Raw genomic sequence first — 25,835 nt, 5'->3', positions numbered from 1 at the left:
CAGGCCTTTCAATCCTGATGGATCGCTCTGTTCGCAGCTGTCACGCCCTGGCCACTGCATCGAGTGCCGCGTACGCAGCCCGCATCTCCTCGGTCACGTCGTCGCCCAGGGATTCGATCTGGCGGAGCGTCGGCTGGCGACCGTTGATATGAGGGATGCATCTCGTCGCAGCCTCGATATCGGCAGCTGGGACCTCGCGCGCGAGCACGATCTCGAAGGTCTCCGCGGCGAAGACGAGAAACACTGCGGTGTCGAAGCCGAAGCTGCGGAACGGGCTGAATGTGCCCGCCCGTCCGACCTTGCGCGCCCCCATGGCCTTGACCTGGATCTTTTGACCATCGAGCGAGGTCACATCGTGCGATTTCGTCGAGTTGGGTTCGAGCACGCCTCCCCGAGCCGCCAGCACGATCTGCTCAGCGATGTCACCCAGCGGCTTGTTGTTGGTGCGCACCAGACCCCTCCCTCGGAGTTCGGAGACGATGGTTGCCTCCAGCTGCAGCAGATCCTTCACGCGCAGCGCTGAGAGGTCTGACGGCTCCGTCGTCGCCGCATCTCCCGAACGTGGACTCAAGGTTGGGGCCGTATCGGATTCCGGCACTGACGGATGTGTCGCGACTATGAGTTGATCCTCGTCCTCGGTCAGATCGATGTGCATCTCGCAGTTGGGCACGAGAACACCGCGCACCTGATTCTCCGAGTTCTCACGATCGACGACGAAACCGAGCCTCTCGAAGACTGCCCGAGCGGCCCGGCTCGCATACGTGGTCACCTGGGGCACTCCGTTCCGCCGGGCATGATCGAGAACCGCCGAGACCAGAGCACGCGCCACCCCGCGCTCACCAGCGTCCGGGTGGACGAACAGCATGTCGAGAAGGCCGCCGTCGCAAAGGTCCGCGAACCCGACGATGCGGCCCTCCAGCTCGGCTACGATCGTCCATGCTCGCTCGCGGCGCTCATTCCATGACGCCAGGTCGACGTCGCCGCCCTGGGCCCAGGCCTCGATCGGCGCCGGATCGTAGAAGCGCGCCGCAGTGCCGCGGATCGCCCTGTCGAAGACGTGGCGGGTGGAGTGGGCATCGTCTGGCCGGTACTGCCGGACGATGATCCCGGCAATAGGGCGACCGGGGTCCGTCGGGAGCTTCCGAGCCACGCTGCTTCGAGTGGAGTGATCGCTGCGATCTGCTCGGCAGCCCGGTCCTGCGCGAGCTCAAGGTCGAAGTGAGCCTGCAGATTGAGCCAGAACTGGAGGTCGATACCGAAGTACCGCCCAAGCCGCAGCGCTGTGTCAGCAGTGATCGCCCGCTTGCCGTGCACGATCTCGTTGATGCGCCGCGGTGGGACGCCGATGGAGACAGCCAGCTTGTGCTGCGTGATCCCGAAGCCTTCGATGAAGTCCTCCATGAGGACCACACCGGGGTGGATGGGATCCCGCTTGTCAGTGATAGTCGACGAGTTCGACATCCTCAGCACCTCCATCGTTCCGGGGGAAGCAGATCCGCCACTGATCATCGACTCGAATGCTGTGCTGCCCCGACCGGTCGTGTTCCAGCGACTCCAGCCGATTGCCGGGAGGCACACGCAGCGAGTCGAGAAAGCGGGCGGCGTGGATCTGCGTCAGCTTTCCAAGGACGGCCTTCTGGACACGGGGATCAACCGATGGCAACTTGTCGCCATTCCAGAGCCGCTCAGTCGCCTTGTTGGCGAAGGACCTGATCACGCGACCAGCGTGGCAGGCTTAACGCATCGCATCAATGACGTCAGAAGTTAAACCGAAACTCCACGGCGTTTCGCAGCTGGAGTGAGCCTTCGGAGGACAAGAGTGGGCTTTGTTACTCCCCCTTGGGCCAATTGTGTCGCACTTGGCCGTCCCGACGGTCAACTGAGAACCCGTTTGACGAGCGGGAGCGCATATCGCCAGTCGTCGCCGTCTTGATCAAAGAGATCGGCGTCCTCGAACCAGGTTGCGTCCGCCTCCGGATGAGGGCCAATCAAGCCCACACTTCCATCGCCAAACCGATAACACGCGGCGGCGAGGTCGCCTGTCTCGTAATGGGCGTAGGCCTCAGCGCCGTCCCCAGGCAACCGCGCGCCTTCTTGAAAGTAGGTCCATCGTAACGTGTCGCCCCACGTGACTGCCACCACATCATCCGTACTATCTTTCACAGGGAAGTCGGGAACGCCCACCTCCCCCTCGACGGATTCACTGAAAAAGCCGAAGCCCTCGCTTCCTGCGAGATATGCACCCATGCAGATGCCGAGGTAGCTACCGCCGGTAGCCACAAAGTCACTCACCCCGCGGATGAAATCCGCAGGAAAACTCTGGGCAGCGGCACGAATATCGTCCCCACCGCCGGGCTGAGCGTAGAGAGCGACTCCAGAAAGGGCACTTGATTTGAGAGGGAATTCTTCATGCGGGCCGATAAACGCAACGTCCATACCAAGCGGTGATTGCGACAGTCGCTCAGCAAGAGTTTCCGAGCATCCTGCGCACCCCGCCGGGCCGCGGTACACGAGGGCGATCCGCGCATCCGGAGTCTCGTCGTCGTTCCTGCTGATTGGTGCACATCCGTTCGCTAGCCCAGCGAAAGGGACCGTCAGCAGCCCCGCGAGGACCGACCGGCGCGACCGTCCAGCAGGTGATTCGAACGTACCCATACTTCAATGCTAGGTGGGCTTGGTCTACTGCCCAAAGCGACCGGTGCAGCCTGCTCCTGGCCTCTGATCGTTGAACGCGGCCCGAGGTCAGGGGCTGCTGCTCGGATGGGTGACATTGGATCGTCACGCAGCCTGGTCGGCTGGCTCAAAGTTCGTCTGCAGGTCTGGTTTCGACGCCGGGGAGCGGTGACCGGCTCTTCGCACACGAGGATGTGGGGCTCGCAGTAGCGCGGGTCCTTGGGTTCGACCCACGAGTACGTGAATCGGCCCGGGTTGATGCCGCTGCTGTTTGAGTCCGGAAGGATGGACAGCAGCGGCATCAAACCCGGGCCGATTCACACCCTGACGGCTAGGTCCGAACCCCGCACTGCGACGCGGTTTCATCATCCCGCGCCGGGTCGCACCACGAGCGGATCCCGCAGTGACGGATCCCGCTGCGGCACCTCCGCGTACCGATCCTCACGATGAAGACACCCCATGACGAGGTGGTTGAGCCTGTGACTGCTATCCAGCCGCGACTTTTGAGTTGACCCATGGCGGGCTGCCGTCGTCCTCGACGAGGAGACGTTTACCCATTGGGTGTGTCCGTTCTGGGGTCAGGCGAACTATCGCAGGGCTTCGCCGAGGCGAGCGGCGGGCGTGAGGTCGGCGGCGAGACCGCCGCCGGTCGCAGCCCGGGCAAGAGCGCGACCCAGCGCAGGTGCCTGCTTGAACAGATTGTGACCGGCCACAAAAAGGACAGAGCCTGCCTCCCACACGGCCACGCCGTCCTCGCTCCACGGGAGGTCGGTCACCCAGCAGTGAAGAAAGTCGCGCGGCTCCGGGTGGAGACCGGGCAGCGCCCGTGTCACATATTCGCGCGCGCGTTCGTCCAGCGATCGAATCGCTGCAGGGTCGATGAACGTTCCGTCGTCGCGGACGCCGACGGTGTCGCTGAGTCCGACCGAATAACTGCTGTTGCCCGGTAGCGGCGTCGCGTACACGCCGACTTCGCCGAAGACGCCGCTGCTGTCCTGCAGGCACGCGACTCGTGCCGGGGCGGCGGCTTTCACATCGAAGGTCAGCCGGACGTGCGCGGCAAGGCGAACCGGCAGCGACAGGCCGACGCTGCGGGCCAGGCGGGCGGTTTCGCGGCCGGCGCACACGACCACCTTGGAGAAGACAGCCCGGTCGGTGACGCTGCGCACCTCGACCGTCCCGTCGGCGCGGGGATCGATGGAGATGACTTCCGCGGTGGTGACGGCATCTGCGAGGGCACCCGCGAGTGCCGTGATCGCGGCGCGGGTGCGGATCGCGCCGCCCGACTCGTCGAGCACCGCTGGCCCCGAGTACCCAGCGAGCAGCGGCATTCGCTGGGCGAGCTCGGCGGCATCGATCTCGTGCGCTTCCACGCCGCCGACCTGCTCGAGCACCCGCAGCCGCGCCAGGGCGCTGTCGCCGATCGCCACGACACCGTCTGATGAGACCAGCTCGACGTCGAAGTGTTCGGCCCACTCATCCCATATACCGCGGCTTTCGCGCGCGAAAGCGACGAGTCGCGGGTCGTCGTGGGCATGCCGGAAGATCCGCGACTCGCCCGCGGACTGACCCCCGCCGGGCAGACCGGCCTCGTACAAGCGCACCGGCACGCCCTGCTCCCGCAGCGCGTACGCCGTCGACAGACCGACGATCCCGCCCCCGATCACTGCTACCTCGGGTGAACGCGTCGGGGCAACGTCGTCAGTTCCTGTCATCGCGGTTCCTCGATCTGTTAAGGATGTGAGATAGACCTCAAAAGTAAGGGGCCGCTACCACGACGTCAACGGGCTGTGTCAGCCCGAAGTCACCGCGCGCAACGACCCCTCACGTCGGGGTCAGTACTCCCGGTCTGTGGTGTCAGGCGGGAAGTTTGGAGCCCAACACGTCGAGCTTCTCGATCGTCGGTTCGGAGAACAACGCACCGGTCTGCTCGCCGAGAGCTACCGCAACAGGGCCGGACAGGTGAGCGTCACGTCCGGCGTCATCGGGGAACACATCGAAGATCCCGAAGGAGGAGGGCCCGAGGCGGATCGCGAACCACGCGGTGGTCGCCGGCTCTTCCTCAACAAGCGCACGGCCGCTGTCAAGGAACTCCTTCACGTCCTCCTCCTTGCCGGGCAACGCGTCAAACCTCACCAGCAATCCCTTGGTCACACTCATGATGTCTCCTCTTCCTTTTCTTCCTTTGTCGTGGTGCCCGCGAGTTGGGACACGATCGCCTCGGAGAACGCCGGCAGGTCCTCCGGCGAGCGGCTGAGAACCCGGGCCGATTCACTATGGCTATGGTAATCGCCTCTATGTCGTACCAAAAACGAGCGTAGCAGCTCGTTGAGGAATCCCTCAGCGGGCATTCATTCGGGCAGGACTTACGTCCGCCAAGAACTTCAGCCCCACCATCCACCGCCGACCTATTGCCTCCTCAGCGGTCCGGGCCTGCATCGGAGTCCTCTGCACGCGATGTGTCGTCATTCTGCACCGCGTCGTGGACCGCGCTGTCATTGTTCTCTGCGCGGCGTGAGCGGCGCCGCGCCTCGCGCCGTGCGCGCTCCCGGTAGCTATAGGCGGCCTCGAGCACCGACTCTTCACTTTCGAAGCCAGACCCAATCGCACCCGCGATCGTCGCAGCGGCGGTCGCGAACAGGGTCACCAGGAGATACTCGCCCAGTCCGTATTCGTCTCCGGCGTACTGGCTGAACACCTCCGGAGTGAAGACGATCAGCGCGGCAGTCAGGTTCAGGACGAACAGCCCCGCATAGCCGCACGTCAGCCCAATAGCGAGGGTCAAGACAGTCGACGCGTTGAACAGCACCGTTCGCTCACGTTCCTGCGGCGGCAGATCTTTGGCTCGTTCCCAGAGGTGGTGATAGACGATGAGCCAAGTGATCATCACCGTAATTGAGGCAACGACGACGGCGACCAGCTGCCACGCTGCCATGGTGAGTGCGAGTTCCCACAGCGTGGTGTTCAACAGATAGAACGCGCTGAACGCGAACGCTCCCACCAATGCCCCTCGGAGACCGGAGACCAGCCGCCACGGACGATTATCCCGGACCATTCCCACGAGCAGCCGAAGACGCCCGCGGTTCGCGAAGATACGGACGTCGACCCCGTCTTGGTTTGGGGTCGTCCACTCGAAGGCACCGCCCAGAGCCGGGACCCGTGACCGCCGATGCGCCTGGGACCCGTTCTTCGGAGTGGTCCCGCCGCGCATGTCCCCAATGAGCTGTGTCACCACCTCTGAAACTCGCCTTCGTAGGCTCATGGCCCCGAAGGCCGGCAGTGAAACCACCGCCAGGTTCCGACTGTGGTCGGCGTCAGCGACGACGGGGCGCCGGTCGATCATCAGTGGGAGGTCGGTCACGCATACCGCGAGGTCCCAGCCATGTTCCCGCTTACGCTCGGCTGCCAGGTCCATCATCTCAAACCGCTTCTCGTCACTGGGAGGCAGTCTCTCTCGGTGCACCTCCACTCTCCAGTGACCGTCAACGAGCTGCTCGGCGAGTAGGCCAGGCAGTTCCCGTTCGAGATGCTTCGCGACTGTCAGGGCGGTGGCGACGGGGTCGGCTATCACCCCGACCACTACCTCCCCCGTCGGGCTTTGCGTCGTCCCGATGGGTTCACTCTTGTGAGTCGTCAAAAGTCGACTCCTTCCGCGTTGTCAGTTCGCGTGCTCCTGCCGGCTTCTCTGAATCGGCCCGGTTTCTCCGCCGCTGCTTTTGTGGGTGCGGGCTGACTCTCGGGTGAGGGCCTCGTTGTGCAGCGTCTCGAACTCTATCGGGGTCAGCATCCCGAGGGAGCCGTTGAGGTGCCGGTTGTTGTACCAGTCGACCCAGCCGGCAGTCGCGAACTCGACGTCCGCGAGGGTCCGGTAGGGGCCGGCGTGGAAGACGATGGCCCGGACGCACTCGGTCTTGTAGAGCCCGTTGATCGTCTCCATCAGCGCGATATCGAAGGCATCTCCGATGGTCCCGATCGACGGGGTGATGCCCTCGAGGTCGAGGTGCTCGGTGTACCGGATCGACGTGTACTGCGATCCGCAGTGGCGTCATGACGAGATCGGTGCGCAGCTCCAGGACGCGTGCCAGCCCACGATCCGCTGAGCGAAGACGTCCACGACGAACGCGACGTAGACGAACCCCGCCCAGGTGCCGACGTAGGTGAAGTCGGTGACCTAGACCAGGTTCGGGGCGGTAGCGGTGAAGTCGCGATTCAGTAGGTCACCGGCTCGCTTCCCGTCAGGATCGGCGATCGTCGTGCGGAGCTTCTTCGCCCGCCGGATACCTTCGCGGCCGAGGGTGCGCATCGCCCGGTCCACCGCCCCACGGGACGTGCCGGCCAGGCCTTCCAGGCGGCGCAGCAGCGCGACCCACTTCCGCCGTCCGTAGAGGCCCTCGGGCGTCATCGGGGCCTGCCCGGTGACGGGGTTGGCCCTCCAGGCGAGGTCGCGGACCTTGTCCTCGACCAGGGCGTCTGTGACGGTCCGATCGGCGAGGCGGGTTCCGTGATCGACCTCGGCCTGCGCGAGCCAGCGCCGCGCGGACTCCAGCGAGGCGCCTTCCTGCCGGGCGAGCGCGGCAGTGAGGGTGGGGTTACTCCTGGAGGTGCTCCCTGACGAGCCGCACGCACCTGGCGCGCAGCTGGGGATCGATCTTCTTCGGCATGCTGTCCATCCTTCCGGACTCAAACAGCAGCGGCATCAAACCCGGGCCGATTCACAGTGCCCGCGGGATGCCGGCGAGGTCGTAGTCGTGGGGTGTCGCGTACTCGAGGCAGCAGTGCCGTCGACGACGGTTGTAGGACACCTCGATGTACTCGAAGATCGCGTTCGCGAGCTCGATCTCGCCACCCTGGGCTCGGGCCCCGACCTACACGGGATCATGGAAGCGCGCCACCTTGCCTCGGACCGCCCGACGGAGCTGTCCGCGACGATCGCCTGCAAGCCTCTCCAGACGGTTGGTTCCCCGGCGGGATCCTCAGGTCCTCGACATCCCGATCACGGCGCCGCGCAGAGGGGCCCCTGCAAGTGACCATCACGCCATCTTGTACAAGATGTACCATCAGGACATGACTTCCGTAACGCTCTCCGACTTCCGCAGCCGCCAGGCCGAACTCATCGCCGCAGCACAGCGCGAGCCCGTCGAGATCACCTCGCGCGGCGCTGGTCGTCGCGCGGTCGTCGTGTCCCCGGAGTTCTACGATCGCGCACTCCAGGCATTGGAAGATCAGGCCGACATCCGTGCTGCGGCGGCCGCGCGTGAAGAGACCGAGCGCGTCTCCCATGAGGAGCTGGTCGCCGAGCTCGGACTCTGATCCGTGGCGTATCGCGTCACCTACGTCGCCTCGGCGGCGAAAGCCCTTCGGAAGCTCGACCGTCAGACCGCCCGACGTATTCTCGAGGCACTCAACGCCCTTGCTGATGACCCTCGCCCACCCGGTTGCATCAAGCTTCAGGGCGGCGAGGGCGAGTTGCGCATCCGAATCGGTGACTACCGAGTCGTCTATGACGTCGTGGACGATGAGCTGGTCGTGCTGATCCTCCGGGTCGGGCACCGCAGAGAGGTCTATCGATGAGCGGCGACGGATCTCGGAGCATCGCTGACGCGCGCCGGAGCGCCCAGACCATAGGCCTCGCCAGCGACTCCACCCGGGCCCTCATCGCCCATCTCGCCGCGTAGCATCACCTCGAGGGCAATGTCCCCTGGGCACCGTCGCCCCCCCCCCCCCCCCCCCCCGCAGCACGGCGGCTGGCGACCAGTTCCTGACGGAGTTCGCAGAGAAACTCACCCGGTCGCGAGGGTGAACGGCGACTCGCTCACACGTTGAACCGGAACTCCACCGCGTTCCGTAGCCGAATAACCTTCGAGCAAGCGTCTCCTGGCGGATCGTGCCCGGCCCCACCTATGTGCCAACCTTGCCCCGGCGGCGATCACGTGAAGCCGGACTCTACGGGCTCGTCGATCCAGTACCGGGCCGAGTGCTGCCAGCCTTTGCGCGTCTTCGGCGCAGGAGAGGCCGCTAGGGCTAGGATCTTCAATCAAGCTGTAGCTTCACACAGCCGCCGCATCACCCCGATCCCTCAACATTCGTTTGGAGGTATCAGACACATGAGTGCACTAACCACACCGTTTTCCAATCCAATTTGGCAAGGGCTCGCCCGCGAGACAGATCTAGCCGCACAACTCATTCACTCGGGCGCAAACGAGATCGGCCGCGCCGACTATGCAAACCAAGGAGGATATACGGCAGCTCAGTTTGGATTCTCAAATGGACTAGAAAGACTCGGGAAGCTCATCCTCACTTGTGATCACCTCCTGTCCCATGGCCGACCCCTGAATGATAAGCAACTTCGCTTAAAAGGTCACTCGATTTCGGATATCTCCGACGAGGTTGCGAGAGTCGGAGACAGGAGAGGGCTAGAGCTCAGATACGAGCGACCGGCAAGTCCTATAGCAGCCGGTACATTAGCTAGTTTCGACGATTTTGCGTCCGCCAGCCGTGGCCGCTACGCCAACCTCGCTTCTTTGACGGGGAATCGGTCACCTCACGAACCCACCGCGCACTGGTGGGACACGGTTTGCGAGCCAATACTTGACGAGCACTTTCGTGGCACAAAACGAGAGGAGCGCGCCCGCGCAAAATCACGACAAGTCGGGGCCATTCTCGCCGACTTCAGCGTTACGATCCATTTCCACGAGGACGGCTCGTTAGTTACTGACCCGACTCAGGCGAGTTTCATGACCCACGAGCGCCAGATAACTCAGAAGTGGGGTCGGTTTTACTCTCTCAGCCATGCTCGATGGATGAGTGAAATTTTTACAGAACTGACATATTTTGCTGGATATACTGCGGGTACCGAGTACCTATTCGGCCATCATGAGCGACTACAGTCTCTCAGAGTGCCCGACACATATCTGAAGAACAGAAAAACCTGGCCTCTTCAGTAAGCGGAACTGAGGATTTCGTCGAAGTCTATGCACTGAAACGGGATTTCACTGACGTGCCGTAGCCAAATTACCTCTGGCAATAGCTACTCGCGCGGTGGCGAGCGTACGCCGCTCATGATGCGCCATCACCCGCCTATCCTAGGCAAGAGGATGGCCACAGAAGCGCGCGGGGGGGGGGGGGGGGGGGGGGGACCGAGGGAATGGCATTGAGCCCGTCGCAGGGCCGCCCACCGGGACTGCACCCGGCGCTGTCGATTCGCCAAGGGTTCGCGCTCCTTGAAGAGGCCGGGTCAGTGCGCAACCTCCTTCACGACTCCGTGGAAGCGATGCGAAGCCTTCGCTTCGTCTCCCTGCACGGTGAAGGCATGTTACCTCTGGATAGCATCGGCGTGGAGAAGGCCCGGCGAAACGGAAGTCCACCACGTCCCCGTTCATCAATCAATCACCAGGCCTGCCCCGCAATGACTCATGATGTTTCCGGTCATTGTTAGTCCGCCAATCTCGCTTGATCGCGCATCGAACCGGACACCAGTGCCACCGACAACCATAGCGATCTCAACGGTCACAAGCGGAAATGAGATCGTATCCTCGAGACTAAGGATCCTGGGGTGCTTCGCGCCTAGGCTCTCCGCGGAGTCCCACTGCTTGAACCGGATTCGGACATCATCGCCGTTCGAGTAGCGCACCCGTAGATAGCTCCCGTTGGGCGGACTCTCGACATCTAGCGGATCACCCGCAATATCCCAATCATTCGCCAGAAGTTGAGCACGACGCTCATGCGAAGCGGTCAGCATGCGCATGTTAAGGAGAAGGTAGCCGTCCTCATCGCGCTCAAACCAGATCAGGGGCTCACCTCTAAAGACGACCATATGAGGCGTCTCGTGATAGTAATTGCCGCCCACAATCGCGACGACCTCACGTCGCATCCACTCGAACCGGCCTCGTACTGTGGCAGATTGCGGCCCGGTCTTGAGCTCTCGGCATTGCTCGACAGTCAGAGCGTCCGCCTTGGCATGGTGATTCGCGCAGAGAGCGAGCATCCCACTTGGGTTGTGATGCCTCTCCACATGCCATGGCGGATCGAAGTGGTGATATTCCAGATAGGGATTTCCGCACCCACCCACAGGGCAACCGAACCCGACCTCACGCCGCAACTGCCGCCGCACATCCGTGGGAGGTCTACGCTGAATCTCTTGCATGTTTGGGATCTCCTACTAGCCAAACTGGGCGAATCTCCACCGCCTCGGTACCGAGCAGCTCGCGCGTCTCCTCCATGAGGCCGGAGGCACGCATCAGCACGTTGCCGTCCACGCGGTCGACCTCCACGAGGATGTCGAAGTCACTACCAGGACGCGCATCGCCCCGCGCAACCGATCCGAAAAACACCGGGCTCGTCGCGCCGTACTTCGCGGTCAGACGGTCGAGCTCGTCGCGGCGCGACTCGATGAGCTCTCGCAGAGCCAGAGCCTCCGCGGCCACGGCGCTGATAGGCATGCCCTCAGGTTACGCGGGCACGCCTGCGCCGCCAGACGTTAGACATTGAACCTAAACTCCACCGAGTTCCGGCACATAGGTACATCTGAACACGGGGTTCACGTGCGCCCTCTCCCCACGGTCAGTGCTCGCTACTGATCAGGGGACACAGGCTCACCCTCGACGTGGGTCAGCCTGCTGGACGCCACGAAGGCGGTAGCGCGCCATCACGGCGGCAGGGAACCCGGCTGAGACGCCACATACTAGGGATCTGAAGAGGGCTCGACCATGCCAGCGGTCGGCCCCTATTCCTTCGCGAGCACGGCGTTATCCGTCAGGCAGAAGTCATCGTTGATCTTGATGACCAGCGCAACGAGTAGGCGGAGCGCTGTTAGATACGTGTGGCGGTGAACGCGGTCGTCGTCACCGTCTGCCTGTGATCCATGGAGGTAGCGGTTGCGCAGGCTAGGTCCGTTGCTGAACTCCTTATCGTTAAGGAAGTAGTTGAAGTAGCTGACCTCCGCGGCGCTGAGCAGCGTTGATCGATGCGCCAGCCATCCGGCGCTCACCATCTCGTCAATGGCTTTCTGGCCGGCCGCCGAGTGATGGAGACAGCTCGTCACCTCGCACTCCCAGAGTTCCTTGAGCACATGCAATTGTGTCGCGCTTGCAAACGCAATTCGGTCACGATCTCCGGTCAGGATGCCCTTCTCGACCAGGAAGTCGATGTTGCGCTGTTGGTACTCGTGGAACTGGTCGTAGGCGATGTCATTGGCGATGACCAAGTGGAGGAAGCTCTCTGCCTCCAGATCGCTGCTGATGTGCACCAATCCGGATTGGTCCGAGAAGAGCAGGTGCTGAATTCCTTGGATGTCTGCGTTGTTGGCAACGTAGGCGTACTTATCCACAACCTGACTCGGGATGTCGCTGTAGGAAAGCTGCTCCGATGTGATTGTCAGCAGCTCCGGGTCAACCTCGCCGTAGTCGACATGCAGCGTGAACTGCTTGAGGACGCTCTCCATCTCTGAGAACAGATGGCGGCTCTTCTCAAGGTAGGTAGCGGTCGGGCTGGAGGCGCGGTACTTCAGCCCCTTGGCACCGAACTCCTGCTCAAGGTAGTCCGTGAAGAACCAAGCGATGACCGACTCGAGCTCTATACCTTCGGAGCTGAGGAAGCGCTCGTACATCAAGGTCTGGAGCAAGGACGCCTGGTCCTGGAGCCTGAACGCCGCCCCCGTCCGGTAGTCGCCCTTGCCCGGCGTACCCATGAACCGCTCGAAGACGCCAAGTTGCGCTCCGTAGGAAGGGAGTTCCAGGAGCATGTGGTCGTTGGCGAACTGGAACAGGTGAACGAAGTTATTCAGGATAGTCGGGTAGTCGAGGTTCTCCGTGAGCCAGGTTCGACTGTAGGAGTACTTGCCAACCATGCCGTCCAAAGACTGGACGACCTCTTCGACCTGATCGGCCGAGATGCCCACTTCGCAGCCGGTCTTGATCCCCTCCGTGGACTCGAACATCTTCTTCGTGAGCGCATCTGCCTTGCGACGAGCCTTTAGCTTCAGTCGTGCATCGACGCCGGTGTTCTTGTTAGCTCGTGCGGATGCGATCAGCTTGACGAAGTTGAGGTTGGGCTCTTCCTCATCGAGGTAGCGGTCAAACAGGCCACGCTGATCCGCGGGAGTGAAGCTCTTCGGAAGATGGATTGGATCCCGCCCCTCGGACTGGAGGAACTTCCGCGCAAGCAGCTCAGCATTGCGCGGCCCAGCGAGTAGCAGGGCCCGAATCTCCTGGTCGTAGGCACGCACGAGTGCCTGGCATGAGAGCAGATCGTGCGGGTGGAAACTCTGCTTTTGAAGTGCAGCAAGCACGATCGAGTCAGTGCAGCGCTCGAAGACCTTGTTCTTTCCGAGGAGATCGAGGACGTCTGTGCGGTACTGAAAGTCAACGTCCTGAACGAGCGTTGAGAAGGTGGCGTCAGTCACTTTGCCGAAAAACCTGCCGATGACTTTCCGGATCTCGGGGACGTGCGCCAGAGGCGCGTCTCGCTCTGCTTCGGCCAGGTCCTTCGGGAGAACTTTGTGTTCTAGGAACAACGCGAGATGATGCAACTCAACGATGTCGTTTATGCCTTGATCGCCACGAGTAGCATCGAATTCACGGACGAGCTCTAGGAGGCGGTCGGCCTGCCAGAAGGTTCCGTAGTCGCTGAGGCCGAAGAACTTCAGTCTCTTCTCTGGTCCGCTTTCCGACACTCGAATCTCCCTCCCGGTAGGCGTCACTCTATACAGTTCGGGGGCGCCTAGTGGCACGAATTTGAAGTTGTTGCCTGATCGTGCAGCAGTCCCCTTGGGCGGAGCCGTCGTCCACGTCGATCGTTGCGCCGGCTCCTCGTTCTGTCGTGGAAGCGAGCCGAACTAGCGGCGCATCACCCCGAGGCGGACACGACCTACGTCTCCATGGGCATAATCCCGCGCCCCATCGGGCTCCTCCCCACCGCGGAGCGGCGCACGACGGACGATGCACAACTACGCGGGTAGGTCCCTTGCAAAAGCGCCGGGCACTAGTCCTGACTCAACACTCGACAAGAATCATCAACGAATCTCACTAGTTATTGAAACGGAACTCCACCACGTTTCGGACACCGCAAACCTCACAGACTTTACGCCATTCAACACCCCCTCCGGCCGCCTAGCCCACACGGCCACTCGGTCCTGTCCAATCGGGCACTGTCCTGAGTGGAGTGATGAGGGTTCAGACCAGCTTTTCTAGTCCGTCTAAAGGGTTGGGGGCATATTCTCCCATTGGGGCTGAGAGAAGGTAATCTGCCGCCTCGGACGGGTCGTTCTTGAATATTCCCAAGAGTTCATCGCAACCACGAATGTAGCTTTCTCTCGCGTAATCCGATCCAAACTCTGCTGTGTCGCCATGCTTACGGAGTTTCAATAGAGCGTCATGCAATTGGCGGAGCTGAATATGGCTGGGCTTCAGGCCTGAAGGCAACGTCGCAATCTCCCGCGCGGCGGCTCTGACATCATCAAATATGTTCATGTGTTTCATGCTACAGCGGTGGGGACTGCCGCACCGTTAGGTGACAGTTGGGGTGTCAGGCCGCGAGGCTCACGGCGGGGTTCATGATGGTCTCGTATTCGATGGGGGTCAATCGACCCAGACGGGCCTGTCGACGGCGGCGGTGATACTTGCGTTCGATCCAGGTAACGATCGCGATCCGGAGCTCGTCGCGGGTCCGCCACCGCTTCCGGTCCAGGACGTTCTTCTGCAGCAGGGCGAAGAAGGACTCCATCGCGGCGTTGTCCCCAGCGGCACCGACTTTCCCCATCGACCCGATGAGGTGATGACGGTTCAACGTCTGCACGAATTTGCGTGACCGGAACTGGGATCCTCGGCCCGAATGCACGATGCAGCCAGCGACGCCACCGCGGCGGGAAGCGGCGTTGTCCAAAGCGTTCACCGCCAGCCGTGCCTTCATACGGTCGCTGATCGAGTAGCCGACGATCCGGGCTGAGAACACGTCCTTGATGGCACAGAGGTAGAGCTTTCCCTCATCAGTCCAGTGCTCTGTGATGTCGGTCAGCCACAGTTCGTTGACGTCATCGGCGGAGAAGTCCCGCTTCACGAGATCGTCGTGGACCGGCGGCCCGGGACGCTTTCCGTTCTTGCCGCGATTCTTCCCGAACACGGACCACCACTGGTTGTCCCGGCAGATGCTCCATGCCGTCCGCTGGCACATCACTTCGCCGGCCTCGGCGGCTTCGCCGGCCAGGAACCGGTAGCCATACTCGGGGTCATCGACGTGGGCGTCCAGTAACGCGTTGGCGCGGTAGGCCTCAGTCAGCTCAGCCTGGGTGACCTGCTGGTGGCGCCAGCGGTAGATAGGGCTGGCGGGAGAGCTTCAGGACCCGCAGGGACACCGCGACGGGGATGCCGTCAGCGGCGAGCTCACTCACGAGCGGGTAGAACCTTTTCCCGGCAGGTTCGCCTAAGAAAGGTAGGCGGTGGCGCGGCGGAGGACCTCGTTCTCCTGCTGGAGCAGCCGGATCTGCTTGCGGGCCTCACGCAGCTCGGTCGATTCCTCCCGTGTCCTGCCGGGGCGGTTGCCGTCGTCGATATCGGCTTGGCGGATCCATTTGTGCAGCGTCATCTCGTGGACTCCGAAGTCCTTCGCGATCTGCGCGATCGTGATGCCGTCCTCACGGGACCGGGCCACTCGCACGACGTCTTCACGGAACTCCTGGGCGTAGGGAGCGGGCATGATGCACATCCTTCCAGGCCGCCCAACGGGCAAGCCAGATCAGATGTCACCTCTCCGTGCGGCAGTCCCGGTCGCCCTCGGGTTGGAGCCGCTGCAACTACAGTCAACCAATGACTCCGCCGAACACTCAGCGCCTCCGCTTCCGTCGCATGCAGCCCACTGACATCGATCCGATGGCCGACATGCTTGGCGATCCCGAAGTCATGCGCTTCTACCCCGCGCCGAAAACTCGTGAACAGGCAGCCCGATGGATCACCTGGAACGAAGAGAACTACGCGAAACACGGCTACGGCCTGTGGATCGTCGAAACGAGTGACGGGGAGTTCGTCGGCGACTGCGGCCTCACCTGGCAGGACGTGAATGGCGCACCCAAACTCGAGGTCGGCTATCACGTCGTCGCTGCGAAGCAGGGCAGCGGTTACGCCACCGAAGCCGCCATGGCGTGTCGCGACTATGCACGTGACGTTGTCGGCTGCCCCGAGCTGGTTGCAATCATCCACCCCATGAATGAGGCATCGGAACGAGTCGCCCGGAAACTCGGCATGCATCGACGTGACGTCGATCAAGGCGGAAACATCCCTGTGCGAACGGTCCTCGGGATGACGTTCGAGTCGTAGCGAGCGAAGAGCAAAAGCGCTGCACCCCTCAAGGGATCCGGCGCTTCGCCCAAGAGGTTAAAGCGGAACGCGACTAGACGTTAAACCGGAACTCCACCGAGTTCAGTCACGAAACAACCTGCGCCAGTGCACGCCTCGTGGACCCCGTCAGGCCATTTCGACGCAGCCCCCCCCCGGCAGCACTCATCAGCTTCTAGGAGCACAGATGTTGAAGCACCTCTCGGCTGGTAGGTAGACTGGTCTACTTACCAGCCGAGAGGTGCGAGATGAGTCAAGGAACAGCGCGGGAGCGGCTGCTCGACGCTGCGGCGAGACGCTTCTACGAGGACGGCGTGCACGCAACAGGGATCGACACGATCACGTCTGAGGCCGGTGTCGCGAAGAAGAGCCTCTACAACAACTTCTCGTCCAAGGAGGAGCTCGTTCGCGCCTACATCGACGCCCGCCATGAGGAGTGGCTCGACCTCCATCGGAAACGCTCTGCGAAGGCTTCGACAGCCGCGGACCGGGTCGTGGCGGTCTTCGACGCCTACATCGACCACGCGGACGACGCCCACGGCCAAGGCTTTCGAGGTTGCGGGCTGCTCAACGCGGCCGCCGAGTTTCCGGCCGGCCACCCCGCCCGCTCGTCAGTACGCGCGCACAAGGAGCAGGTGGAGAAGATTCTCGCCGAGAACCTGGAATCCATCACCACCGAAGCCGAGGCACTGGAGCTGGCCGAGCACTTCAGCTTCCTTCTCGAAGGAGCCGTCGCACGGTCCGGCCTCGAGGGCACCCCTGCGCGCCTGGAGCACGCCCGCGCCATCGCATCGCGGATGCTGGCCGCGCTGTGAAGCGAGGCTTCCCCACCGGCGTCATCGCGGTCCTCGCCGCCGCCTTCCTGTGGGGCACCACGGGGACTGCCGCGACGTTCGCACCGACAGTCGGGCCGCTGGCCATGGGCGCGGCAGCACTCGGCATCGGCGGCATCCTCCAGGCAGCCATCGCCGCACCCTCGCTCCGCCGGGAACGGCCCGCACTGTCTTTGCAACGTGGGACAGTGCTCGCCGGAGCCGGAGCCGTGCTGATCTACCCGCTGGCCTTCTACAGCTCGATGCATCTGGCCGGTGTCGCGGTCGGCACGGTCGTGTCCCTCGGCTCTGCCCCGATCGCCTCGGGCCTCTTGGAGCGGGCGATCGAGCGACGCAGACTCAGCGGCTGGTGGGTGCTCGCCGCAGCGCTCGGCATCGCTGGCAGCGCAGTGCTGTGCGCAGCGAAGATGCACGACGCGCCGAGCGAGACGCTCCCCACGGTCGCCGGCGTCATCCTCGGCCTGGTGGCAGGCGTGACCTACGCCATGTACTCCTGGAGCGCTCACCGCCTCATGGACCGCGGTGTCGGGCGCGCCGCCGCGATGGGCGCTGTCTTCGGCCTGGGCGGCATCGCCCTCATGCCCGTACTCCTGCTGACCGGCGCACCGCTCATCGCTTCCGCCCAACCCATGATGGTCGGAATCTACATGGCACTGGTCCCGATGTTCCTGGGCTATCTGCTCTTCGGGTACGGCCTCACGCGCGTCACTCCAAGCGCCGCGACAACGCTCACGCTCGCTGAACCCGCGATCGCCGCGCTCCTGGCCGTGGTCATCGTCGCTGAGCGCCTCCCCGCCATCGGATGGGCTGGACTCGCGGGCATCTGCGCCTCACTCCTGGTCCTCTCGCTCGCACCTGCGACACAGGCGTGTGCCGCCGAACCGTCGCGTTCGCGCGAGCTCCCGATACGTCAGGAAGCTTGAATCAGTCAGCCTGAGATAGACATCGGGCAAGACCTGGAGATGCGCCCCAGTACCGGGATGAAATCACTGGGCACGGCCCAATAAGGTCCGTGGAGAGGTTAGATGGCGAAACGAAATTCCACCACGTCCCCGTCCTGCATGACGTAGTCCTTGCCCTCCATGCGCACCTTGCCGGCGGCCTTGGCATCGGCCATGGAGCCTGCGGCCACGAGGTCGTCGAAGGACACGATCTCGGCCTTGATGAACCCACGCTCGAAGTCCGTATGGATGACGCCGGCCGCCTGGGGAGCCGTATCGCCCTTGTTGATCGTCCAGGCACGGGCCTCCTTGGGGCCGGCGGTGAGGTAGGTCTGCAGCCCGAGGGTCTCGAAGCCCACACGCGCCAGCTTGTCCAGGCCGGCCTCGTCCTGCCCGGACATCTCGAGCATCTCGGCGGCCTCCTCGTCGGAGAGCTCCACGAGCTCGGACTCGAGCTTGGCATCCAGGAACACGGCCTCGGCCGGGGCCACGAGCTCGGCGAGCTCGGCCTGGCGCTCGGCCGAGCCGAGCACGCCCTCGTCGCAGTTGAAGACGAAGATGAACGGCTTGGCCGACAGCAGCGTGAGGTCACGGATCTGATCGAGCTCCAGCGAGTCCTTGCGGGAGTAGATCGTGTGCCCCTCGGAGAGCACCTCGTAGGCCGCCTGATAGGCCGAGAGCTTGGCGGGGTCCGCCTTCTTGATCTTGACCTGCTTCTCCAGGCGCGGGATCGCGTTCTCGAGGGTCTGCAGGTCGGCGAGCACCAGCTCGGTGTTGATGGTCTCCATGTCGGAGGCGGGATCGATCTTCCCGTCCACGTGGACCACGTCGGGGTCGTCGAAGGCGCGGACCACCTGGGCGATGGCGTGCGCCTCGCGGATGTTGGCCAGGAACTGATTGCCCAGCCCCTCCCCCTCGGAGGCGCCCTTCACGATGCCCGCGATGTCCACGAACGACACCGTGGCCGGGAGGATCTTCTGCGACCCGAAGATGCCCGCGAGCGCACCCAGTCGCTCGTCCGGAAGGCTGACCACGCCCACGTTCGGCTCGATCGTGGCGAACGGGTAGTTCGCCGCGAGCACGGTGTTGCGGGTCAGCGCATTGAACAGGGTCGACTTGCCGACGTTGGGGAGACCGACGATTCCGATAGTAAGAGCCACGGGAGGACACCCTACCGGCGACAGGCTCGGCGGTCCGCCCAGCGGCCGAACATCACAGTCCGATCACAACCCCTTGCGATCGCGAATCACGACTACCAACGTAGGTGCCATCGCAAATCGCGATGCAGGACACACCGAAGAGGTGAGCACGATGAACAGCAAGCAGATCCGCAGCACCACCATCGCCACCGCAGCGGCCTCCCTGCTCTTCCTGGGCTCGGGCGTCGCGGCACAGGCCGCATCTGCGGGCCCCACCACCGACCCGTACGAGGCCGACCAGGCTGACGCCGCCGAGAAGTGCGACGGACTGACCGGCCAGGAGGCCTTCGAGAAGAAGGCCGATGACCTGCCGGACGCCGACGACGGCCACTACACCTGGACCGCCGACAGCGGCATGGCCGACACCGAGCACTACACCCCCTGCGACGGCCTTTCGGCCATCACCGTCAGCTACGCCACCGACGAGGGCCTGCCGGCCGGCAGCCCGGGCTACTCCATCGTGATGCTCTTCCACGACGGCGAGTACCTGGGCACGGACACCGCCGAGGCCTACGAGTGGACCCCGGAGATCGAGCGGGTGGACGAGGACACGCTGGACGTCGAGTACCCCTACGGCCACCGCGACAACGCCGTCGGCCCCGAGGGCACCACGGAGTCCACCTTCACCTGGGACGAGGCGTCCGATTCCGTCGAGCACTCGGGCGAGTTCCCGGACACCTTCTGATCCCCTCTCCGCCGCCCGCTCCCTGGGCGGGCGGCGGCCTTTCTGAGCAACGGAACCCAGACGCTTCAGCACGATCGACCCTCACGAGGTGAGACTCATGAACCGCACCCAGCTCCGAGACTCCGTCATCGCCGGCGCAGCGGCCTCCGCTCTGCTGCTCGGCACCGGCACCGCAGCCCATGCCGCCGACGTCGCCCCACCTCAGAACCAGCCCTCACAGTCCTGCTCCGACCTCACCGGAGAGGAGGCCGTCTCCGTCTGGGGCGCCCTCGTCCTCAGCGCCGACGACAGCACGGAGATGCTCGACCATGCCGACACCTCCGGCTACGACCGCTGCGCCGACCTGTCGTGGATCGTCGTCCCGCACGGCGGCACCGCCTCCTCGGCCAACAGCGTGATGCTGTTCCACCACGGCATCTACAAGGGCACGGCCACGGCCGAGCCGCAGGCCTTCGTCCCGCAGATCGAGCGGATCGACGACGGCGCGATCTCCATCACCTACCGGTATCTGGAGGGTGACGAACCCAACGCAGCACCCCAGGGCCGCGCCGAGTCGACCTTCACCTGGAACGACGCGACCGACTCCGTCGACCACGAGGGCGAGTTCCCGCCGACCGCCTGACCTGCGTCGACAGATCTCAGATCTCGGCTCCAAGGCCACGGGGTCCCGCACTCGCATGAGTGCGGGACCCCGTGACTTTGACGACACCCGGGCGCAGTTCAGCGCGAATGGACTCCATGCCAGCTCTCGGAGCACCCACCCCGTCAACCATCTCGCGTCACCGCGTCCTCCACTCCGCATATGATCCCCCCACCCGCACGACGCGTCTGCAGTGGATGATCCCGGCAGGGACCCGCGTGACGAGCGAATCGCGCTCCAGCAGGAATCCGCAGATCCTGTTCACGTTCCGCGACGGTGCCTCGAGCACCAGCGGGGCCGGCCGGATGACGAACACGGTGGTGATCCGCAGCATCGCCGGCGGACGCATCGTCGAGCCCGGAAGCCTCCCCCTCGACTCCTCCGCGGTCAAGGATCTTCGAGGCGTCAGTCCCGACGGCATCTACTGATCCCGTCGGGCTCGTCCCGCACATATGGGTCATCTGTCATGGTCAGGTCGTGACACCTCATGACGGCGGACAGCGCCCCGCGCGGTGGACCATGGAGGCATGCGAACAGCACCCGATGCCCCAGACCCCCGCGCGGAGCCCGTCGCTCCTCCGGCTGTCGAGCTGACCGACCTGCATAAGAGCTTCCGCACACGCTCCGGCCGGGTCGCGGCCGTCGACGGGCTGGATCTCACGATCGCCCAAGGCGAGATCGTCGCCCTGCTGGGCCCCAACGGCGCCGGCAAGACCACAGCGCTGGACATGGTGCTGGGCTTCACCGACCCCACGTCCGGAACCTGCCGCGTCCTGGGGCTTCCCCCGCGCCAGGCCGTCAACCAGGGACGGGTGTCGGCGGTGCTGCAGAGCGGAGCCCTGCTGGATGACCTGACCGTGCGCGAGACCGTGGCCATGGTCGCCACGCAGCATCCCCGCCACCTTCCCATCGACGAGGCCCTGGAGCGCGCCGGGGCCTCCGGCATCGCCCGCAGGAAGGTCTCCAAGTGCTCGGGAGGCGAGCAGCAGCGTCTGCGCTTCGCCCTGGCCCTGCTGTGCGAACCCGAGCTGCTCGTGCTCGACGAGCCCACCGCCGGCATGGACGTGACCGTGCGACGCGAGTTCTGGGCCTCCATGCACCAGGAGGCCCAGCGGGGGCGCACGATCATCTTCGCCACCCACTACCTCGAGGAGGCGGAGCAGTTCGCCGACCGCATCGTCGTGGTGAGCGCCGGGCGCATCATCGCCGACGGCACGACCGAGCAGATCCGCGCCCTGGGCGGGCTGCGGCGCGTCACCTGCCGCTGGGACCCCGCCGACGGCGACCCCGCCTCCGTGCTGAGCCGTCTTCCGGAGGGCGTGCAGATCGAGCAGACCCCGGAGCGCACCGTCTTCAGCGGCGCCGATACCGACATGATCGCCCGCACGCTGCTGACCACGACCCGGGCCAGCGACCTGCTGATCGTCCAGGCCGGCCTCGAGGAGGCCTTCGTGGGACTGACCTCGACAACCGCCGACGACGACGCCTGAGCGTCCCCGGACAGCCGTCCACCCGCATGAAGGAGCCCTCGTCATGACCACCTCCACCGCACACGGCACGCAGGCAGCGCCCTCGCCTGTCTCCACAGCTCGACGCAGCCCCGTCCTGGCCGTCCTGCGCTACGCCGCCTACGACCTGCGACGGAATCTGCGCATGGTCGAGAGCCTGTTCTTCGTCATCGTGCTGCCGTCGGCGCTGTACCTGATGTTCGGGGCCCTCACGGAGTTCGGCGACTTCCCCGCCGGCTCAGGCAATGTCGCAGGGACGATCGCCGTCTCCATGGCCGTCTACGGCGCCACGGTGGCCACGACCAGCATCGCCGGCACCGCAGCCGTCGAGCGCTCCAAGGGATGGGGCCGGCTGCTCGGGCTGACCCCCATGCGCCAGGCGGAGTACGCCGCCGCCAAGGTCCTGGTGGCGCTGGCCATCGCAGCGCTTCCGGTGATCGTCGTCTTCATCGTGGCTGCCCTGACGGGCGCCGACATCGGCCCGATCGGCATCTGGTTCTCCACCGGGCTGATCACCGTGGCGGCCTCGGCCATGTTCGCGCTCTACGGGCTGACCTTCGGGCTGCTCTTCCGCTCGGAGTCCGCCGTCGGGGCCGCCTCGGGCATGCTCGTGGTGCTCGCGTTCTTCGGCAATCTGTTCATGCCGCTGTCGGGCACGCTGCTGGAGATCGCCAAGTTCACTCCCATGTACGGGCTGAAGGGACTGGCGTCGTGGCCGCAGATGGAGGGGATGACCACCGGGATGAACGCTGCACAGGAGGACAGCCTGCTGGGGCTTCTGGTCAATGTGCTCGCCTGGACCGCGATCTTCGCCGTCACCACCCTGCTGGCGGCCCGACGCTCGACGGCACGGGCATGACCATCTCCCCCGTCGAGACCACGCGCGACGAGCGCATCGGATCGACCCTCTACGCCTCCATCTGGCTGATTTTCCTGGCCTTCCCCGTGGTCGGTCTGCTGCGCAGCGCACACGGCCCGGCGGCCATGGCCGTCGGCGTCGGGCTCCTGCTGCTCTTCGCCGTCGTCTACGTCCTGTCCTGGTGGGAGCCGGGCGCCCTGAGCCGCCTGCCGCGCATCCCGGCCACCCTCATGTGGCTGTTCGGTCTGACTCTGTGCCTCGCCCTGCTGACCCCCTTGCTGGGCGGGTCGGTGCTGGGGTGCTTCCCCTTCCTGGTGGCGCTGCTCGCATTCCGCCTCCCCTCGGTGCGCGCCCGCGTGATGTGGATCCTGGTGCTCGACGCGCTGACGGCGGCCCTGCTGATCTGGGTGTGGCCTCAGCACCTGTTCTGGGCCGTCCCGGTCATCGCCACGTCCTCGGTGCTGATGGCCGTGCTGGCCTCCGTGATCGACCGCGAGGAGCGCACACGCGACCTGGCCGAGCAGCTGCGCCTGGCACAGCAGCGGGAATCGCTGGGACGCGACGTCCACGACCTGCTGGGGCACTCGCTGACCGTCATCACGGTCAAGACCGAGCTCGCTCGCCGGATGGTGGAGCGCGACCCGCAGCGCGCGATCGCCGAGCTCGACGAGGTGCTCGCCCTGTCCCGCGAGGCCGCCGGTGAGGTGCGGCAGGCCGTCGGCGGGCTTCACAGCCCCGAGTGGGCGGCGCAGCTGCGCACGGCTCGCACGGCCCTGGACGCGGCCAAGATCGAGGCACGGCTGCCCGGCCCTGCTGGTCTGCCGGCCGGGCAGCAGACCCTGCTGGCCTGGTGCCTGCGCGAGGCCGTGACCAATGTGATCCGCCATGCCCAGGCCACCGTCTGCACGGTGGAGGCCGGACCCGGCAGACTGGTCGTGGAGGACGACGGCGTCGGAACCGATCCGGGCGCGGGCACGGGCAACGGCCTGCGCGGCATGCGCGAGCGCGTGCGCCAGGCAGGCGGCGAGCTGATCCTCAGCGCCGCCGACGCCTCCCCCGATCGACCCGGAACCCGACTGGAAGTGCGGCTGCCATGACCGAGAAGATCCGCCTGCTGCTGGCCGATGACCAGGCGCTGGTCCGCGGCGCCCTGGCCGCGCTGCTGGCGCTCGAGGGGGACCTGGAGATCGTGGCCCAGACTGGCTCGGGAACGGAGGTCGTGGACCTGGCGCGCGAGCACCGGGCCGACGTGGCGCTGCTGGACATCGAGATGCCCGGGCTCGACGGCATCGAGACCGCCGCCGCCCTGCGGGACGCGGGGATCGGGTGCCGCAGCCTCATCGTCACCACGTTCGGGCGCCCCGGGTACCTGCGCCGGGCGCTGGAGGCCGGGGCGAGCGGATTTGTCGTCAAGGACACACCCGCCGAGCAGCTTGCCGCCGCGGTGCGCACCGTCCACGGCGGCGGGCGCGTGATCGACCCCTCCCTGGCCGAGGAATCGCTGATCACCGGCGGCAGCCCTCTGACCGAGCGCGAACGCGACGTCCTGCGCATCGCCCTTGACGGCGCCTCCGTGAAGGAGATGGCCGCCCGCCTTCACCTGTCCCAGGGCACGGTGCGCAACCACCTGTCCTCGGCGATCGGCAAGACGCATACGGCCAATCGCGCCGCGGCAGCACGGGCGGCGCAGGACAACGGGTGGCTCTAGAAGGCCCCCTCCCCGCATCGTCATAAGTGCGCCAGCCCACGACCGCCTCCTATGATCCAGTCAGCAGCTCATCAGCAGGCTGAGCACCTCGATCTGGAGGCTCCCTAGACACGCCGCTCCCCCGCCCTGCCCCTCACTGCACTCGCCCTGGCGCTGACACTGTCCGCCTGCGGCTCCGATGACAAGACCGAGCAGCCCGCCCCCGAGACCGTGACCGAGACAGCCACGGAGACGGAAACCGAGACCGTCACGCGGGCGGCGCCCGCCGAGGAATCTGCGGAGCCGACGGAGGACACCTCCTCAGATGATCCTCCGCGAGCCCGGAGGCCCCGCAGCAGGAGGAGACCGAGAATCTCACCTCGCGGGGCAACATCCCCAAGCAGGTCGGCGAGGAGGCGCGCCTGATCGCCCCCTCCGGTCAGGATGCGCTGACCTTCACCGTGACGGGCCTCGAGCCCGACTACACATGCACCGCCGTCCGCGCGGCCGGCTCGGCAGACACTGCCGACTCGGAGGAGACCTACTTCGTCAGGCTCGACATCACGGCGAGCGGCGGCTCCGCCGAGGAGCAGGCGGCTACCGCGGTGCGCACTGCCCACGGTGATGCGCGGGTGATGGGCCCCTCGCTGGCCAAGAAGGCCGTCTGCGCACCTCCTCAATAAGATGCGTATTCACACAGCGACTTCTAAGATCTAGGGAGCAGCCTGAGAATCGGCTGATTCCCCAGATCTGGAGGCACTTCTTGTCCCGTCGCTCCCCTGCCCTTGCCCTCGGCACGCTCGCTCTGGCCCTGGCCCTGGCCCTGGCCGCCTGCACCCCTGAGGCATCCGACGACTCCGCCGAGCAGGCGGCTCCCGAGACCGTGACGGTCACGCAGACGGTTCCAGCCGAGGACCAGTCCTCCACGGAATCGTCGTCCGAAGCCGAGGAGGACTCCGCATCGTCATCGGACGATCCGGAGCGCACTGACCGCGGCAACATCTCCAAGGAGGTCGGCGACGAAGCCGGCCTCACCACCCCGTCGGGTGACCCGGTCGTCGACTTCACGGTGACCGACATCCAGACTGACTTCCAGTGCACTAACGCGTATGCAGAGGGCCCGGAGAACGGTTCGTTCGTGAAGGTCGACATCGAGGCAACCACTGGTTCCACTGAGGCCCTGGAGGAAGCCTTCTACATTGACTCGTTCTCCTTCACCCCCTTCCAGTGGAAGTTCGTTGATTCTTCCGGTCACACGGCAAATGAGATCGCCACCGGCCCCACCTTCGGCTGCCTCGAGGGAGCCGAAGCCATCCCCTCCGATATCGGGCCGAAGGAGAATGTCGCTGGTTCACTCATCCTCGACATCCCGGAGAACTCGGGCACTCTGATCTTCGAACCTGCAGGCGCAGGTGGCGGCTGGGAGTGGAGCCTCTGACCGACTGAGGGCTCTCGTCGCAGCGCGGCTCCGTCTGAGGACGGGGCCGC

The 25,835-nt window shown here is 64.9% G+C and carries 25 protein-coding genes and 4 pseudogenes; 14 read left to right on the top strand and 15 right to left on the bottom strand.

The genetic code is table 11. The annotated features are described in order from the left end of the window. Positions 1–40: 40 nt before the first annotated feature. From JOE55_RS10280 to JOE55_RS10245, 9 genes and pseudogenes are all read right to left on the bottom strand, one after another. A complete protein-coding gene (locus tag JOE55_RS10280; protein WP_204782838.1) occupies positions 41–1,150 on the bottom strand; it encodes a GNAT family N-acetyltransferase in 1,110 nt (369 codons plus the stop codon). Beyond that, positions 1,150–1,461 (bottom strand): annotated as a pseudogene (locus tag JOE55_RS13185) (HigA family addiction module antitoxin); the annotation flags it as partial. The gene JOE55_RS10280 and the pseudogene JOE55_RS13185, both read right to left, overlap by 1 nt. Continuing rightward, complete coding sequence (locus tag JOE55_RS10275) at positions 1,436–1,717, bottom strand: type II toxin-antitoxin system RelE/ParE family toxin (RefSeq protein ID WP_204782837.1); 282 nt, start codon at positions 1,715–1,717, stop codon at positions 1,436–1,438. The pseudogene JOE55_RS13185 and the gene JOE55_RS10275, both read right to left, overlap by 26 nt. 158 nt (positions 1,718–1,875) lie before the next feature. Further along, the gene (locus JOE55_RS10270; protein ID WP_338125473.1) at positions 1,876–2,655 is read right to left on the bottom strand and encodes a BPL-N domain-containing protein; all 780 of its coding nucleotides are present in this window, start codon (positions 2,653–2,655) and stop codon (positions 1,876–1,878) included. 605 nt (positions 2,656–3,260) lie between these two features. Beyond that, positions 3,261–4,388 carry an NAD(P)/FAD-dependent oxidoreductase gene (locus JOE55_RS10265; RefSeq protein ID WP_204782835.1) on the bottom strand — a complete coding sequence of 376 codons (1,128 nt, stop codon included), beginning with the start codon at positions 4,386–4,388 and terminating at the stop codon, positions 3,261–3,263. Positions 4,389–4,530: 142 nt separating this feature from the next. Beyond that, positions 4,531–4,833 carry a putative quinol monooxygenase gene (locus tag JOE55_RS10260; RefSeq protein WP_204782833.1) on the bottom strand — a complete coding sequence of 101 codons (303 nt, stop codon included), beginning with the start codon at positions 4,831–4,833 and terminating at the stop codon, positions 4,531–4,533. Positions 4,834–5,092: 259 nt separating this feature from the next. After that, positions 5,093–6,310: a hypothetical protein gene (locus tag JOE55_RS10255; RefSeq protein ID WP_239546606.1), complete on the bottom strand. Its 1,218-nt coding sequence runs from the start codon at positions 6,308–6,310 to the stop codon at positions 5,093–5,095. Between the two features lie 84 nt (positions 6,311–6,394). Then, a pseudogene (locus JOE55_RS10250) lies at positions 6,395–7,237 on the bottom strand (IS3 family transposase); the annotation flags it as partial. A gap of 148 nt (positions 7,238–7,385) precedes the next feature. Then, a pseudogene (locus JOE55_RS10245) lies at positions 7,386–7,511 on the bottom strand (IS3 family transposase); the annotation flags it as partial. Positions 7,512–7,737: 226 nt separating this feature from the next. On the opposite strand from JOE55_RS10245, the gene JOE55_RS10240 reads away from it, so the two are divergent. Both JOE55_RS10240 and JOE55_RS10235 read left to right on the top strand, forming a co-directional pair. Then, positions 7,738–7,983 carry a type II toxin-antitoxin system prevent-host-death family antitoxin gene (locus tag JOE55_RS10240; RefSeq protein ID WP_204782832.1) on the top strand — a complete coding sequence of 82 codons (246 nt, stop codon included), beginning with the start codon at positions 7,738–7,740 and terminating at the stop codon, positions 7,981–7,983. A 3-nt stretch (positions 7,984–7,986) separates the two neighbouring features. After that, positions 7,987–8,244 (top strand): type II toxin-antitoxin system RelE family toxin, encoded by a 258-nt coding sequence (locus JOE55_RS10235; protein WP_024291016.1) that lies wholly within the window; start codon positions 7,987–7,989, stop codon positions 8,242–8,244. Positions 8,245–10,051: 1,807 nt separating this feature from the next. On the opposite strand, the gene JOE55_RS10230 is transcribed toward JOE55_RS10235, so the two are convergent. From JOE55_RS10230 to JOE55_RS10210, 5 genes and pseudogenes are all read right to left on the bottom strand, one after another. Then, on the bottom strand, positions 10,052–10,816 hold the full coding sequence (locus JOE55_RS10230; RefSeq protein WP_204782830.1) for a hypothetical protein: 765 nt from the start codon (positions 10,814–10,816) through the stop codon (positions 10,052–10,054). Then, positions 10,797–11,111: a nucleotidyltransferase family protein gene (locus JOE55_RS10225; RefSeq protein ID WP_129702494.1), complete on the bottom strand. Its 315-nt coding sequence runs from the start codon at positions 11,109–11,111 to the stop codon at positions 10,797–10,799. The genes JOE55_RS10230 and JOE55_RS10225 overlap by 20 nt, the downstream gene beginning before the upstream one ends. 284 nt (positions 11,112–11,395) lie before the next feature. After that, positions 11,396–13,342, bottom strand: coding sequence for a hypothetical protein (locus JOE55_RS10220; protein WP_338125472.1), 1,947 nt, complete (start codon positions 13,340–13,342; stop codon positions 11,396–11,398). A 499-nt stretch (positions 13,343–13,841) separates the two neighbouring features. Beyond that, entirely contained in the window at positions 13,842–14,138 is a 297-nt protein-coding gene (locus JOE55_RS10215; RefSeq protein WP_204782827.1) for a hypothetical protein, read from the bottom strand. Between the two features lie 55 nt (positions 14,139–14,193). Continuing rightward, a pseudogene (locus JOE55_RS10210) lies at positions 14,194–15,360 on the bottom strand (IS3 family transposase). 110 nt (positions 15,361–15,470) lie between these two features. On the opposite strand from JOE55_RS10210, the gene JOE55_RS10205 reads away from it, so the two are divergent. The 3 genes from JOE55_RS10205 to JOE55_RS10195 all read left to right on the top strand — a co-directional run bounded on the left by JOE55_RS10205 (position 15,471) and on the right by JOE55_RS10195 (position 17,751). Further along, positions 15,471–15,977: a GNAT family N-acetyltransferase gene (locus tag JOE55_RS10205; RefSeq protein WP_204782826.1), complete on the top strand. Its 507-nt coding sequence runs from the start codon at positions 15,471–15,473 to the stop codon at positions 15,975–15,977. 266 nt (positions 15,978–16,243) lie between these two features. Next, positions 16,244–16,810, top strand: a complete 567-nt coding sequence (locus JOE55_RS10200; RefSeq protein ID WP_204782825.1) for a TetR/AcrR family transcriptional regulator — start codon at positions 16,244–16,246, stop codon at positions 16,808–16,810. Further along, the gene (locus JOE55_RS10195) at positions 16,807–17,751 is read left to right on the top strand and encodes an EamA family transporter (protein WP_204782824.1); all 945 of its coding nucleotides are present in this window, start codon (positions 16,807–16,809) and stop codon (positions 17,749–17,751) included. Before JOE55_RS10200 ends, JOE55_RS10195 begins: the two co-directional genes overlap by 4 nt. Positions 17,752–17,849: 98 nt before the next feature. Here JOE55_RS10195 and ychF read toward each other — a convergent pair whose 3' ends face one another. Continuing rightward, positions 17,850–18,929: a redox-regulated ATPase YchF gene (gene ychF / locus JOE55_RS10190; protein WP_204782823.1), complete on the bottom strand. Its 1,080-nt coding sequence runs from the start codon at positions 18,927–18,929 to the stop codon at positions 17,850–17,852. Positions 18,930–19,080: 151 nt separating this feature from the next. Here ychF and JOE55_RS10185 point away from each other — a divergent pair, with 151 nt between their 5' ends. From JOE55_RS10185 to JOE55_RS10145, 9 genes are all read left to right on the top strand, one after another. Continuing rightward, on the top strand, positions 19,081–19,653 hold the full coding sequence (locus JOE55_RS10185) for an LppP/LprE family lipoprotein (protein WP_204782821.1): 573 nt from the start codon (positions 19,081–19,083) through the stop codon (positions 19,651–19,653). 97 nt (positions 19,654–19,750) lie between these two features. Beyond that, positions 19,751–20,275, top strand: coding sequence for an LppP/LprE family lipoprotein (locus JOE55_RS10180; protein ID WP_204782820.1), 525 nt, complete (start codon positions 19,751–19,753; stop codon positions 20,273–20,275). 236 nt (positions 20,276–20,511) lie between these two features. Beyond that, a complete protein-coding gene (locus JOE55_RS10175; protein ID WP_204782819.1) occupies positions 20,512–20,721 on the top strand; it encodes a hypothetical protein in 210 nt (69 codons plus the stop codon). A 99-nt stretch (positions 20,722–20,820) separates the two neighbouring features. Further along, positions 20,821–21,783: an ABC transporter ATP-binding protein gene (locus JOE55_RS10170; RefSeq protein ID WP_239546604.1), complete on the top strand. Its 963-nt coding sequence runs from the start codon at positions 20,821–20,823 to the stop codon at positions 21,781–21,783. Positions 21,784–21,826: 43 nt separating this feature from the next. Next, positions 21,827–22,660, top strand: a complete 834-nt coding sequence (locus JOE55_RS10165; protein ID WP_204782817.1) for an ABC-2 transporter permease — start codon at positions 21,827–21,829, stop codon at positions 22,658–22,660. After that, complete coding sequence (locus JOE55_RS10160) at positions 22,657–23,757, top strand: sensor histidine kinase (protein WP_204782816.1); 1,101 nt, start codon at positions 22,657–22,659, stop codon at positions 23,755–23,757. The genes JOE55_RS10165 and JOE55_RS10160 overlap by 4 nt, the downstream gene beginning before the upstream one ends. Then, the gene (locus JOE55_RS10155; protein WP_204782815.1) at positions 23,754–24,368 is read left to right on the top strand and encodes a response regulator transcription factor; all 615 of its coding nucleotides are present in this window, start codon (positions 23,754–23,756) and stop codon (positions 24,366–24,368) included. Before JOE55_RS10160 ends, JOE55_RS10155 begins: the two co-directional genes overlap by 4 nt. Before the next feature lie 440 nt (positions 24,369–24,808). Further along, positions 24,809–25,030 carry a hypothetical protein gene (locus tag JOE55_RS10150; protein WP_204782814.1) on the top strand — a complete coding sequence of 74 codons (222 nt, stop codon included), beginning with the start codon at positions 24,809–24,811 and terminating at the stop codon, positions 25,028–25,030. Positions 25,031–25,230: 200 nt separating this feature from the next. Next, positions 25,231–25,785, top strand: a complete 555-nt coding sequence (locus tag JOE55_RS10145; RefSeq protein ID WP_204782813.1) for a hypothetical protein — start codon at positions 25,231–25,233, stop codon at positions 25,783–25,785. Positions 25,786–25,835: the final 50 nt, after the last annotated feature.

This window comes from Kocuria palustris (genome assembly GCF_016907795.1).
Taxonomy (GTDB): Bacteria; Actinomycetota; Actinomycetes; order Actinomycetales; family Micrococcaceae; genus Kocuria; species Kocuria palustris.
The sequence above is the reverse complement of the archived record's forward strand: the minus strand, read 5'-3'. Positions and strand labels throughout refer to the sequence as shown.